The organism is Streptomyces fildesensis, from assembly GCF_016107395.1.
In the GTDB taxonomy this organism is placed as follows: domain Bacteria; phylum Actinomycetota; class Actinomycetes; order Streptomycetales; family Streptomycetaceae; genus Actinacidiphila; species Actinacidiphila fildesensis.
The window spans coordinates 41882-54218 of the sequence record NZ_JAAIKO010000009.1 but is presented as its reverse complement, the minus strand read 5'-3'; the positions used below and the strand labels follow the sequence as shown (position 1 = coordinate 54218).

Here is a 12337-nt window from a genome sequence, read left to right as displayed (position 1 = left end):
TTGGGGCGCTTAGGGCGCTTGTGGACGGAGCCGGTCGGCTGGGACCGGAACACCGTCAGGATTCGTCGGCGACCGTTCGCGGCTTCTGCCTGCGCATCAGCACCGCTCCCGCAAGGACGGCCGCGATGACACCGCAGGCCACCGCGAGCGCGGCCGCGCCCGCGAACAGGTTGCCCAGGCTGTCCCTGAGCAGATGCACGGAGTTGCTTCCTGCGGCGATGGAGTGCACCGCCACGATGCCGACGGCGGCGGCCGCGGCGGCCGCCCAGATCCACACCGTGTCCCGCGCGGCCAGCAGGTACGCCAGCGCCAGGCAGAGGACGGCGATGACCGTGGACGCGACTGCCGCCGGTCCGCCGGAACGGAGGCCCGCGATGTCGGTCGGCAGGTGGAGCGCGCCGATCATCAACAGCGCCATGGCGGCGGGCCAGCGCAGCGGGGATCGCAGGGACGACGACGCCGAGCGCTCCGGCGACACACCTTCGAACCCGACGGTGGCCGCCGGGGCTCGTCGGCTGACGGCCTGCGCGGCGCGCGGGACGGCGGCACTTGCGGCAACGGTGGCACTCGCGGCGCTCGGAGTGGCGCTCTCCGAAGCGCCGACGACGGTCCCCTGCCGCTGCGGCCTGTCCTCGACCGGGCCGTACTCCTTACCCGGGCTGTTGTCCTTGCCCGGGCTGTTGTCCTCTCTGGGGCCGTTGTCCTTGCTGGAGCCGTTGTCCTTGTCCGGGCCGAAGACGGCCACCAGCTCGGCCACGTCCTCGATGGGCCGACCCATCGCTGCCGCGAGCAACGCCGTATCGGCGTCGGCGATCGTGTGAGGGGGATTCTTCAGGAGGGTGACCAACTGAAGGACCTCGTCCACCGGGCGGGAGACGGCGGCCATGCGCAACGCCTCGTCCCCCGGGCGTGGCGACTCACCGGTCCGGTTGAGCAGGGCCACCAGTGAGGCGACCTCGTCCAGCGGCCGGGCGGTAGCGACCGCCCGGAGAAGGGTGAGCCTGGGCTCATCGTCTGGGCCTATGTGGCTGGGGTCGTGCTGGGTGGTGCTGAGATCAGATGTCATGACGCGACTTTCTTTGCCGAACCTTCGAGGCCGGGCTCTTTCCCGAAGGTCACCGTGTGTCACAGATGGCACACTGTTGGTCCCATCTCAGCCGATAGGTGCGCCTTCCGCCATTCGGAGCCCCGCGCCCGGTCCGATCACGACCGAGGGTGGAAAGCCGGCACCGATGGAGCGCGAGGACACGCACCCTGTCGCGAGATGATGCGGCCGGACCTGGCAGAAGAAAGGCGAACTGCCAGGCCCGACCGGACCTCGATGTCGCACTTGGGCAACGAAGGCGCACGGCCCAGGACACGGACGACGCCCCCACCGCGGACCCGTATTCACCCGGACGGCCCCTCCGGCCGGAGTCCCCGGCGCGCGCGGTACGGAAGGCCGGTCGGCCGTCGGGGCGTCCGTTCGGTGGAACACCCGTGACCTGCCGAGGAGCAGACCCGTTGGTGGGGTCAACGCCGTGATCCCTACGGCGGACTCAACCCTTCCAAGGAGACTTCGATGTCCCGTATTGCCCAGGCAGCCGCCATCACCGCCGCCGCCGGCGCCGTCCTGGCCGCCGGCGCCGGTATGGCCGCCGCCGACGCCGGAGCCCACGGCGCAGCCGTCGGCTCGCCCGGCGTCCTGTCCGGCAACCTCCTCCAGGTGCCCGTCCACGTGCCGGTCAACGTGTGCGGCAACACCGTCGACGTCATCGGGGTCCTCAACCCGGTGTTCGGCAACACCTGCCAGAACATCAGCGGTCACCACGACACCGACGACGACAAGGGCTACGGGGCCGGCGACAACGGCTGACCCGCACCCCACGACCCCCGGGCCGCCGCGGCCAGGACGCCAGCCCGCACAGGATCAGGCACGTGAGACGCCCTGATCCTGTGACGCGTCCTCCCGGCGGCCCGGGTTTCGCCCGTACAGGCCCCTGGCGTGCTCGTTCCCCGAAGGGGCCGGGTGCGCGACCATAGTGCGATGCCCGACCACAGCACAGCGCCCGTTCCGCAGCCGGTACAGATCCCTGAACGGGCTGACACGGTGGGGCCTGGCTGGCAGGAGTTGCTGGGCCGCCTGCACCGCCAACTCCGCGCGATGGCCCCCGGATACCGTCTCGTGGACCTCGGGGAGAAATTCGGCGGCCTGCGCATTCACGTCGAGTCCGTGGGCCACGACGGCAACTCGGCGCGCGCCCTGATCACTGCCGCAGAGGCGGAGTCGATGCGCACCTGTGAATTCTGCGGCGCTCCCGGCCGCGTCCGGACCCGCGAAGACACTCCGCGAGGGTGGCGCAAGACCGTGTGCGACACCTGCCACGGCCCGTAGTCCGCCCACCACCTCATGATCGTCAATGGTGTGGTGCGCGGCCGACCGCATGAGGCGTGACCTTCCGGTGCGGCGCCGGGCGCGGAGACAGGAAGTCCCCACCGGGAAATCAGCAGCGTTGTGACAGATTTGCCAAGTTCACAAACCGGGCAGGCGCGCATACTGGGAGGACCTGTCAGTCAGCCTGCCTGAATGCTCGGTCAGTCCAGACCCTGCCGGTCCTGCGATCCGTCTCGCTGATGTCGTCCGTGGCGAGGAGAGAGTCATGACCGAGCTCGGGGTCGCGCCCGCGACCCGATCCCAGGGAAGCGACTACGCGGAACTCATGAGGCAAGTACGGGGCGCCGGACTGCTGGAGCGCCGGACCGCGTACTACTACGTCAAGATCGGTGTGACGGCGGCGCTGCTCGCCGCCGGGATCGCCGTGTTCGTCGTCATCGGCGACTCCTGGTGGCAGCTGGGCACCGCAGCGTATCTGGCCGCGGTCTTCGCCCAGCTCGGCTTTGTCGCCCACGATGCCGGGCACCAGCAGATCTTTCGCCGCCGACCGGCGAACGCGGTGGTCGGCCTCGTCCACGCCAACCTGCTCATCGGGTTCAGTTACGGCTGGTGGGTGAGCAAGCACAATCTCCACCACGCGCATCCGAACGAACCCGGCCGCGACCCCGACGTCGCCCCGGGCGCCGTCGTGTTCACCCCGCAGGAGGCCCGCACGCTGCGGGGCCCGGCCAGGCTGCTGGCCCGCTGGCAGGTGTGGCTGTTCTTCCCGCTGCTCCTGCTGGAGAGCGCCAATCTGCACGCGCTGAGCGTGGGATCGCTACTGCGGCGGCGGAACAGGCACAACAGCCTGGAGTTGGGATTGCTGCTGCTCCACGCCGCGGGATTCCTGGCCGTGGTCCTGCTCGTTCTGCCGCCCGTGAAGGCCCTGGTGTTCGTGGTCGTGCAGCAGGGTCTGTTCGGGCTCTATCTGGGATGCGCGTTCGCCCCGAACCACAAAGGCATGCCGATGCCGGAGTCGGGCAGCGCGGACTATCTTCGCCGACAGGTCCTGACCTCGCGCAACATCCGCGGCGGCACGGTCACCGACTGGCTCCTCGGCGGGCTGAACTACCAGATCGAGCACCACCTGTTTCCCAGCATGCCCCGACCCAACCTCTCCCGAGTGCAGCCGCTGGTACGGGAGTTCTGCGTGCGGCACGGGATCGACTACCTCCAGTGCGGCGCCGTGGACTCGTACCGCCAGGCGCTGCGCCACCTGCAGAGCGTGGCGAACGCGACGCTGCGCGTCCCCGTCACGACGACGTGACGGTCACGTCGGGGCGCGGGGCCGGCGTCGCGGCATGATCGTGCTTCACATCGCGGTGCCGGCGACGCCATGGGGGATGGCGTCGGTGTCGAAGGTGCCGTCGGTGATGTCGCGAGCCAGGGCGGCGAGCTTCAGGTTGTGGTTGCGGGCGTAGCGGCGGAACGCGGCGAAGGCGTCGTCGACGGAGAGCTGCCAGCGTTCGGCAAGGATGCCCTTGACCTGCTCCAGGACGATGCGGCTGGTCAGCGCGTATTGCAGTTGGCCGCGTTCGGTCTCGCTCTGGGCCAAGGTGCGCTGCTGCAGGATCGCGATGGTCGCGATGTCCGCCATGGCCTGGGCGAGCGAGACGTCCTGATAACTCAGGGGGGCGGGATCGGTCTGGAACAGGCTCAGGGCGCCGATGATGCGCCCACGCAGCCGCAGCGGCAGCGCGTTCGTGGCCACGAAGCCGATGTCCTGGGCCTGGGTGGCGAACTGCGGCCAGTCGTCGGTGATCCGGGAAGCGGTGAGGTCGATGTTGGTGCGGGGCTGCCCGCTCTGGAAGCACTCCACGCACGGGCCCTGGTCGTGCTGCGTGGCGAAGAACTCCAGCAGCCGGGTGCGCTCGTCGGAAGCGGCCAGGACCCGCAGGATGCCGTGTTCGTCCGCGAGGAGGATCCCCACGGCGGCCACGTCGAGGAGTTCCATGCAGCGGACGGACAGCTGCTGCAGGAAGTCGATGACGTCGAAATCATCGATCAGGGAATCGGCGATCTCGACGAACACCTGGGAGAGTTGCTGTTCGCGGGGCATGGCGATCAGTCCTTGTCTGCGACAGCAGGCTCAGTGCCGTCGGTGTTGGGGTCCAGGCGCAACCGCCGGGCCACGATCTCTCGGGAAATGTCGGTGATGGTGCGGCCACTGCCATAAGCATGACCCCGCAGTCGCAGCAGAGCTTGGGGCAGGGACAGGCTGAGCTGGACGCTGATCATGCCGGTCGCCTGGTGCACGACGGCCTGCTGCAGTTCGTGGGCGGAATCCCGGGAGACGCGGTCGTCGGGGTCCTGTCGGCGGGGTTCGCCGCCCCCCAGACAGCGGGCGGTCAGTGCGCGGGCCAGGACCAGGGCATCGTCGGCCTGTCCTGAGCTCAGGGGGCCCGGAGTGCGGCGCACCGCGGTCAGCACGCCGACACGGATGGCGCCCAGGCCGATCGGGAAGCAGAACACCGCCCGAACCGCCAGGCCCGCGCTCTCCATGGCCAGGGCGGGCCAGCGGTCGGGGCGCACTCCCGCCAGATCCGGCACCCACACCATGATGCCGGCGCGCACGGTGTCGGGGCCCGGCCCTTCCCCGAGGGTGAACTGCAGATCCTCGAAGGTCTGCGCGCTCTCGTCCGAGCAGGCCACCAGTTCGATACCGGAGTCCTCCATCAGCAGGGACACCGCGAGGCCGTCCACACCCAGCGCGACCGCACCCGCCGTCATGGCATGCGCGATCCCGCCGGGCCCGTCGTCGCGCAGCCGGCGCAACACGTTCGCCATGCGATCACTGATCACCCGGGGTCACCTGGCGCCGTGCCGCCCAGGCCGGAGTCGCCCGCTTGCCGGCAGGACAGGTCGCCTGAGGGTTGGTGCGCGTTCCACGGTGCTGATGTGGTCACAAGACCGACTTTAGAGGTACGGAGAGTGCTCTTTGCGGAATCCGCCGGACCACGCAGCAGATGGCTGCTGCCGGCCAGGGGTCACCCCGGACGTGGGGTGGCTCAGGCGAAGTTGCTTTCCGGCCGCTGTGGCGTACTGGCTGACGGCGAGGAAGAGGTTCAGACCGCTGACGTCGCAGAAGGAGACCGCCGTCAGGTCGATGTCGGCATGCCCGCGAAGGCGAACACCACGGGTGCGCAGCGGCACCTCAGGACGACTGCGGTCGCTGCAGTCCCGCAAGGAGCAGTCCGACCAGTCGTCGGGGGTCGTAGCGGGGGTCGCTGTCCCGACCGATGCAGAGGTTGCCGATGCCGCGCATCAACTCGTAGGCCTGCATACCGGTTCTGATCTCGCCGGCGTCGGCCGCGGCGTCGAGCAACTGCGCGCAGACGGGTACCAAGCGGTCGAGGAAGTAGCTGTGCAGCGCCTCGAAGCCGCTGCTGTCCGATTGCAGCGCGTTGGCGAGTCCGTGCTTCGTCACCAGGAAGTCCACGAAGAGGTCGACCCACTGGCGGAGTGCCGTGAGCGGGGAGTCGGCACCGGCCAGCAGGCTCGGGCCGGCCTCGGCGCATGCCTCGACCTGGTGGCGGTAGACGGCGACGACGAGATCCGCCCGGGTCGGGAAGTGGCGGTAGATCGTCCCCATCCCGACGCCCGCTCTGGCCGCGATCTCGCGGATCGGCGCATCCACGCCGGAGGTGACGAACACCGCGGCGGCGGCGGTGAGCAGCGTCTGACGGTTGCGCTGCGCGTCGGCCCGCTTGCCTCGGGCCGGCACCTCCCCGGAGGGGCTTGTCGTGGGCACCACGCTCTCCTTCCGGCCGCCGTTGACAAAACGGAACACCGCTCCGTATATTAATCGGAACGTCGCTCCGTTTTCAGTGTAGCTGAATCGGACGCTCCCGACCGCCTCCCCCGCCGCTGTCCGAAGAGACCGGCGGCAAAGGCCATTGAAGGGACCTACGCAGCATGAACGCATCGGCTCACCCCACCGACACCCTCAGCTCACCCACTCCGGTCCTCTCGGTCGCCCCGGTGGTGCTGCCGGCTCCCGGCCGGGTCGTGGACCTGGAACTGCGCGTCTCCGCGCCCGTGACCGGGAGCGAGCTGCCGGTCATCCTCCTCTCCCACGGCCAGGGCTACTCGAACCACCTCTCCTCGCTCAACGGCTACGCCCCCCTCGTCAACTTCTGGGCGGCGCACGGCTTCGTCGTGATCCAGCCCACCCATCTGAGCTCCAGGACGCTGACCCTGGATCCCGCCACCCCCGGCGCACCGCTGTTCTGGCGATCGCGCGCCGAGGACATGAAGCTCGTCCTCGACCGGCTCGACGCGATCGAGGCCGCCGTCCCGCAGCTCCGCGGGCGCCTGGACCACAGCAAGGTCGCCGTTGCCGGGCACTCGATGGGCGGGCACACCGCGAGCCTGCTGCTGGGCGCCCGGCTCACCGATCCACAGGACGGAACGGAGGTGAACCTGGCCGAACCCCGGATCAAGGCCGGTGTGCTGCTTGCCGCGCCCGGCCGGGGCGGCGATGCCCTCACCGAGTCCGTGGCCGAGAATCTCTCCTTCTTCGTGACCACGGACTTCTCCGCGATGACGACGCCCACACTGGTCGTCGCCGGTGACAAGGACGCCTCTGCCCACCTGACGGTCCGGGGCCCGGACTGGCACGCCGATCCGTACGTCCTCTCCCCCGGCCCCAAGGCCCTGCTCACCCTGTTCGACGCGGAGCACGGGCTCGGCGGGGTCTCCGGATACGACGTCGCCGAGACCACGGACGAGAACCCCGAGCGCGTGGCCGCGGTCCAGCGGCTCACCTGGGCCTATCTCCGCACCGAGCTCTACCCCGGGGATTCCGCCTGGAAGACGGCGTGCGACGAGCTGACGGCCGGCCCCGACCCGCTCGGCCGCGTCGAATCCAAATGAACGGCCACGGCACGAAGCCGTCAGTGGCCGGACAGCGCGGCGCTGAGTGCGGCGTCGAGCTGGGCGGCGGTCGCATCGACATCGGGTCGGTCCGCGGTGAGCCAGGCGTGGACGGACGACTGGAGAACCTGGGTGAACGCGCCGTAGTACGGGGTCCGGGGCCGCTGGACCGCGCCCTGCAGCGCCTTGAGCACGGTCGCCCGGTACGCGGCTCTGTCCTGCGTCGACGGGGTGCGCGCCGGGTCCTCGCCCGCCGTCGCCGCGCGGTGCAACGTCTCGGCGACCTTCGGCCAGCAAGGGCGGGCGCTTCCGTCGTAGGCGGAGACGCGGGTGGCGGCGAACCCGGCGTCGAGCAGGCAGCTTTCGCTTTCCGGGGAGGTCAGGAAGTCGATCAGCGCGCGGGCGTGCGCCGCGCGCGGGGAGTCCGCCGTGACAGCGAGGTTCTGGCCGCCCAGGACCGCATTCCCGGGCAGGCGCGTCACGCCGTACGAGGTGGGCGGCAGCAGCGCGGCCAGTGAACCGTAGCCGTACGGCCAGAAACGCAGGAAAGCCGTCTGGCCCGCGCCGAACTGGGTGAGGCTGGCGCTCTCGTCCGAGGACCTTGCCGCGGGCAGTACGTGCCCCACGCGGGCACCGAGTTCGACGAGCCCGGCCTTGAGCTGCTGCTGGTCCGCCGTGTAATGCCCCTCTTCGTCGGTGAGATGGACACCCACCGACTCGAACGCCTCGATGACGTTGACGGTCAGCCCTTCGTACGCGGCGAGCTGGGTGGTCCAGCCGCCGAGGTACCCGCTCTTGCGGGGGCCGGAGGGCGAGGCACTGTCGAGCTCCTCGATGATGGCGCCGAGGGTGGACCACTGCCATGTCGACACGGCCGACGGGGACAGGTCCACCCCGGCCTGCCGCAGGTAGTCGGGCCGGTAGAAGAGCAGTCCGACGTCGCTGTTGAAGGGTTCGGCGTAGGTACGGCCCTTCCAGTCGGCGGTCTTGGCGACCTGCCCGATCAGGTCCGGGTCCTTGGCCTCCGTCGCGGGGACGGCCCGGATCAGACCGGCCGCCGCGAACTCCGGTATCCAGGTGATGTCCAGGTTCACCACGTCGTAGTGGGCGCTGCCGGACTGCAGCGCGCCGAGCAGCTGGCTGCGCTGCTGATCGGCGGCGCCCGGCAGTTCGACCAGCTCGGCCTGGAGGTCGGCGGAACCCGCGTGCCGCCGATTCCACTCCTCGATGAGGTGCTGGCGCACCCCGCCGGATCCGGTCACGTCCAGACCTGAGGCGACGACGATCGGACCGCTCGCCCCCACGGCGTCGTCGTCGGGCGGCGGTCCTGGTGATCCTCCGGACGAGCAGGCGGCGGCCGCACAGACGAGTAGGGGAAGGAGTGCGGCGAGGGCGCGCCGCCCGGTCCGGCTCATTCGGCGTCTCCTGTCCCGGTCTTCGCGACCTCGGCCGGCAGCTCCGTCGCGAGTTCGACGGCCGGGTCCAAACAGCGGCCACCGGTGGCCGCCGTGATCTGCTGGTTGAGCGGGACCGCGGTGCAACCGCCGCTGTGCAGCGAGACGGTGACGACGCGGCTGGGGGCGCCGGCCACCGCGTCCTGGACCAGCGATGTCAACGCGGCGGGCGGGATGCCCGTCGAGTCCTCGTCGTCCGTGATGAGGACGATCAGCTGGGGCCGGTCGCCGTCCTTCGCCCGGCCGCGCAGTTCGGCCAGTGCCTCGTGCAGCGCGAGGTCCGGTCTGGCGTCCTGGGGGACGGTTCCGGCCTCCGCCACCTTTGCTTCGGCGGCTTTCCGGTCGTGGGTGCCGAACGACAGCAGCTCGCGATGGTGCGCGCTGCCGTCCTCCACGACGGACCAGACCCCGTACTCGTCCTTCGCCCCCAGCGAGCGCAGCGACCGGGCGAGCAGATCCTTGGCGCGGCCCGGGCCGGTCCAGAAACCGTCCATGGACGAGGAGCTGTCGAGCAGGTACAGGACACGGCCGGGACCCAGCGCCTGGCGATACCTCTGCAAGGTCTTGTCGAGCGCGGCGGTGGAGACCTCCGGCGCGACCGACGGCAGGAGGTCGGTGCGGACGGCACGGGAGTTGGCGGGGTCGGTGAGCAGCGATCCGGGGCCGGGGGTGGCGGGATGCCCGTCGCTGACGCCGCGATAGCCGTCGCCGGTGAAGAGTTTCTGGGCGTCGGGCCGTGTCAGCCAGGTGTAGAGATCTCGTACCGCCTGGGCCCGCTCGTCGCTGTGCCGGTCGGCGCCCTTCCATGTGACGTGGATGAACGGCAGATCGGCCATGGGCAGGTCGGCGGGATAGTTGGCGATCCGCTTCGACAGCGTGGCGGACGTGCACGTGGGGTGTCCGGGGTCGGCCGGTCCGAGGTTGAACTGGGCCATGGTCTGCTCGGGGACCAGCACGGCGGCCCGGTCCTCCAGGGCGTTGTTCGTCCCCCGCGCCAGGGCGCACATCAGGTCGTGGGCCGTCGAGGGGGACGGGCTGAGCGCCTGCACCATGCCCTGCTCGATCTCCGCGGGGGACTGTCCCGAGCCGCCGAGCGATGTGTACAGCGCGACCGTGCCGAGCAGTGCGGCGTCGGTGTACTCGGGGTCGGGGCGCAGCAGCGCCGCCTGGGACTGGGGCGCGCGCAGATGGCCGATGATCGCGCTGAGCGCCGTGCCGGTCTGGTCGGCGGCCGGCAGCGAGACGGTCCCGGGGACGGCGAGCACCAGCGGGGAGTAAGCGACCGGGCCGAGCCGGTCCAGGGTGACGGCCTGTTTGCCTGCCTCCCTGGCGCGCTCCCAGGTGCTGCTCGCACCCGGAATCCAGATGTCGGGCTGCGCCCCGAGGTCGCGCTGCGGGCGCAGGCAGTCGCCGGTGGCGGGACAGATGGCGGGCGGGGACTGCCAGACCGCGGAGTTGCGGAAAGCCGTGACGGCGTCCGTGCCCTTCCCCGCGTACACCGTGATGCCGACCGCCCGGCAGCCCCCGGGCCGTTGGAGGTACGCGTCGACGGCCTTCTGGACGGTGGGCAGCGCGTCCGGGTCGGCGAGCAGTCGCAGCTCCGTCGGGGGCGCGCAGGCAGCGGCCTGACCGGAGGTGAGGGCGTACACACCGCCCGCGGCGGCCAGGGCGAGAACCGTGAGGACGACGGCCGCGGTGCGGGTGAACGCACGGTTCTTCAGCCGGTGCCTCAATCGACCGCCGGACCGGGCAGGCGCCGGGACCGGAGGCGGGCCCTGCACCGGCGGCGGGGTGGCCGGGGGCGCAGCTGCCGGGAGATTCGCGGACGCGGCGTGGGAGAGCACCACGTCGTCACCGCGGCGGCGCTCGTCCGGGAGCCAGCGGTGTTCGTCCACCGCGCGGACCGGTTCCATCGCCTCCCGGACGGCGGCCACCAGTCCGGTGAAGGTGACCATCGGCTGCCCGGGAATGCCGTTGGTCAGCAGCCGGTGCACTTCACGGGTGAAGGGGGTGCCGTCCGCCGGACTGCCCTCGGGGATCTCCACCCCGGCCTCGGCGGCGGTGAGCACCGCGAAGTTCTGTTCGCCGTCCGGGGTGAAGTCGCGCAGGGCGTTGCCCGCGTAACAGCAGTCCAGGATGACGACGACCCAGTCGGCCTTGGCGTGGATGAGCGAGCCCATGACGTCGTGCTGCCAGGAGATGGCGTCCACGAAGGGGTGCTCACGGTTATGGGTGACGCGCGAGCCGCTGACCATCAGGTGCAGGTCCGTACCGTTGCTGCGGACCAGGCCGTGCCCCGCGAAGTAGACCAGCAGCAGTCCCTCGGCCTGGTCCCTGGCATCCGAGAGCGCGGCCCGGAACGCGGTATGGCCCAACTCCCCCTCGGGCACGATGAGATCACCCGGATCCAGTACCCCGGTGTCTCCGGCCGTGAGCGCCTGCCGCATCAACTGCACACTGCGCGCAACGGGAAGCAGCGGAGGCAGGTGCTCGTAGGTGTCGACGCCGAGCAGTACGGCACGGTGCCGTTTTCCGCCGGCCCCAGCGTCGTTCCCCCGGCCGCGCGGATCGTACGGCGGCACAGCGGCTACGCCTCCTCCACCTCGTCGGTCGCACCGGAGGTATCAGGATTCTGGTCGCTGTCCAGGCGGATCTCCCGGCCGGGGCCGAGGTCGCCGCCGTCCAGGGTGACACGGGGCTCCTCACGACGGTCCGCGAGCCGGCGGCGGTTGCGTACCCAGGTCAGCACGGACCGCCAGGCGCTCTCGGCGACCGGGCGCACGGCCTCGGCGACCACGACCAGGATGATGTCCTGCAGGATCTCGCCCGCCATGGAGTCGCGCTGGTCACGGGAGGCTCTTCGCACGACGGTGAACTCGCCCCGGTCACGGGCCTCCTTGAGGGAGGAGGACGTGTCCAGCCACTCCTGGAGCGCTTCGAGGTCGAGGTGCCGGTTATGGGTACCGGTGACGCTGATGCGCAGTTCCGTCCGCTCCGCGCCGCCGGAACCGTCCGCGTCACGGGAACCGTCCGCGATACCGTCTGCCATTGCTCTGCCTCCGTCGGGCGCCGTTGCCCATCACCGCAGTGCCGCTCCCTGCCGAAGTGCCCATTCTTTCATGGTCGTTGGCGCCCGGTGGGGGATTGCCGAGGATCCCGGTCACCGCCGGAGACTGTGCGCGCACCGTACGGAGCGCAACCGTCTGTGGCAGCGGGTATGCGAGGGGGTCGCGGGATGGTGCCTGAGGAACCGGAACCGGCGCCGCGGCGGCGGCTCTCGGTTCGGCCCGCGCCGACACTCCACTGCTCCTGGTCACCGCTGTCGCGCTCGGCTGTCTGATCCCGCTGTGGTACCGGTCCACCGTGGTCGCCGTCGACGAATGGGCCGCAGCCGTACGCGCCCTGGTCAACGTCGGGCGCAAGCCGCTCGCGGAATCGCTCGGGCTGGCGCCGCCTTCCGGCCTCGAGGCGGAGCGCACCATGTGGGGGCTGGTCACCAAGCTCTCCCGGCTGCCCTGCAACGAACGCCGCGCCGCCCTGGACCCCTACCGGAGCGGCGGCGGCCCCGGCGCATGACCGGCATCCCGCCGGTCAC

At 70.7% G+C, this 12337-nt stretch carries 12 protein-coding genes; 5 read left to right on the top strand and 7 right to left on the bottom strand.

Features of this window, described 5'->3' with window-relative positions; all coding sequences use genetic code 11:
* Window positions 1–55 precede the first annotated feature (55 nt).
* Window positions 56–1066, bottom strand: a complete 1011-nt coding sequence (locus C6N31_RS16110; RefSeq protein ID WP_198357724.1) for a hypothetical protein — start codon at window positions 1064–1066, stop codon at window positions 56–58.
* 495 nt (window positions 1067–1561) lie between these two features.
* Between C6N31_RS16110 and C6N31_RS16105 the strand changes: the two genes are divergently transcribed.
* The 3 genes from C6N31_RS16105 (at window position 1562) to C6N31_RS16095 (ending at window position 3680) form a co-directional block, all read left to right on the top strand.
* On the top strand, window positions 1562–1855 hold the full coding sequence (locus C6N31_RS16105) for a chaplin (protein ID WP_138352300.1): 294 nt from the start codon (window positions 1562–1564) through the stop codon (window positions 1853–1855).
* 171 nt (window positions 1856–2026) lie between these two features.
* Window positions 2027–2374, top strand: a complete 348-nt coding sequence (locus C6N31_RS16100) for a TraR/DksA family transcriptional regulator (protein ID WP_187144712.1) — start codon at window positions 2027–2029, stop codon at window positions 2372–2374.
* 265 nt (window positions 2375–2639) lie between these two features.
* Window positions 2640–3680 carry a fatty acid desaturase family protein gene (locus C6N31_RS16095; RefSeq protein WP_138352299.1) on the top strand — a complete coding sequence of 347 codons (1041 nt, stop codon included), beginning with the start codon at window positions 2640–2642 and terminating at the stop codon, window positions 3678–3680.
* Between the two features lie 45 nt (window positions 3681–3725).
* On the opposite strand, the gene C6N31_RS16090 is transcribed toward C6N31_RS16095, so the two are convergent.
* The 3 genes from C6N31_RS16090 to C6N31_RS16080 form a co-directional block, all read right to left on the bottom strand.
* Window positions 3726–4472 (bottom strand): GAF and ANTAR domain-containing protein, encoded by a 747-nt coding sequence (locus C6N31_RS16090; protein WP_187144713.1) that lies wholly within the window; start codon window positions 4470–4472, stop codon window positions 3726–3728.
* A 5-nt stretch (window positions 4473–4477) separates the two neighbouring features.
* Window positions 4478–5215: a GAF and ANTAR domain-containing protein gene (locus C6N31_RS16085; RefSeq protein WP_138352297.1), complete on the bottom strand. Its 738-nt coding sequence runs from the start codon at window positions 5213–5215 to the stop codon at window positions 4478–4480.
* Window positions 5216–5567: 352 nt separating this feature from the next.
* The gene (locus tag C6N31_RS16080; RefSeq protein ID WP_138352296.1) at window positions 5568–6164 is read right to left on the bottom strand and encodes a TetR/AcrR family transcriptional regulator; all 597 of its coding nucleotides are present in this window, start codon (window positions 6162–6164) and stop codon (window positions 5568–5570) included.
* Between the two features lie 164 nt (window positions 6165–6328).
* On the opposite strand from C6N31_RS16080, the gene C6N31_RS16075 reads away from it, so the two are divergent.
* The gene (locus C6N31_RS16075; RefSeq protein ID WP_138352295.1) at window positions 6329–7288 is read left to right on the top strand and encodes an alpha/beta hydrolase family protein; all 960 of its coding nucleotides are present in this window, start codon (window positions 6329–6331) and stop codon (window positions 7286–7288) included.
* 20 nt (window positions 7289–7308) lie between these two features.
* On the opposite strand, the gene C6N31_RS16070 is transcribed toward C6N31_RS16075, so the two are convergent.
* The 3 genes from C6N31_RS16070 to C6N31_RS16060 are packed head-to-tail and all read right to left on the bottom strand — an operon-like array spanning window position 7309 to window position 11791.
* On the bottom strand, window positions 7309–8703 hold the full coding sequence (locus C6N31_RS16070) for an extracellular solute-binding protein (RefSeq protein ID WP_138352294.1): 1395 nt from the start codon (window positions 8701–8703) through the stop codon (window positions 7309–7311).
* Window positions 8700–11324 carry a VWA domain-containing protein gene (locus C6N31_RS16065; RefSeq protein WP_198357722.1) on the bottom strand — a complete coding sequence of 875 codons (2625 nt, stop codon included), beginning with the start codon at window positions 11322–11324 and terminating at the stop codon, window positions 8700–8702. The genes C6N31_RS16070 and C6N31_RS16065 overlap by 4 nt, the downstream gene beginning before the upstream one ends.
* A gap of 5 nt (window positions 11325–11329) precedes the next feature.
* Window positions 11330–11791, bottom strand: a complete 462-nt coding sequence (locus tag C6N31_RS16060; RefSeq protein WP_198357721.1) for a hypothetical protein — start codon at window positions 11789–11791, stop codon at window positions 11330–11332.
* Window positions 11792–12105: 314 nt separating this feature from the next.
* On the opposite strand from C6N31_RS16060, the gene C6N31_RS16055 reads away from it, so the two are divergent.
* Window positions 12106–12318, top strand: a complete 213-nt coding sequence (locus C6N31_RS16055) for a hypothetical protein (protein ID WP_187144714.1) — start codon at window positions 12106–12108, stop codon at window positions 12316–12318.
* Window positions 12319–12337: the final 19 nt, after the last annotated feature.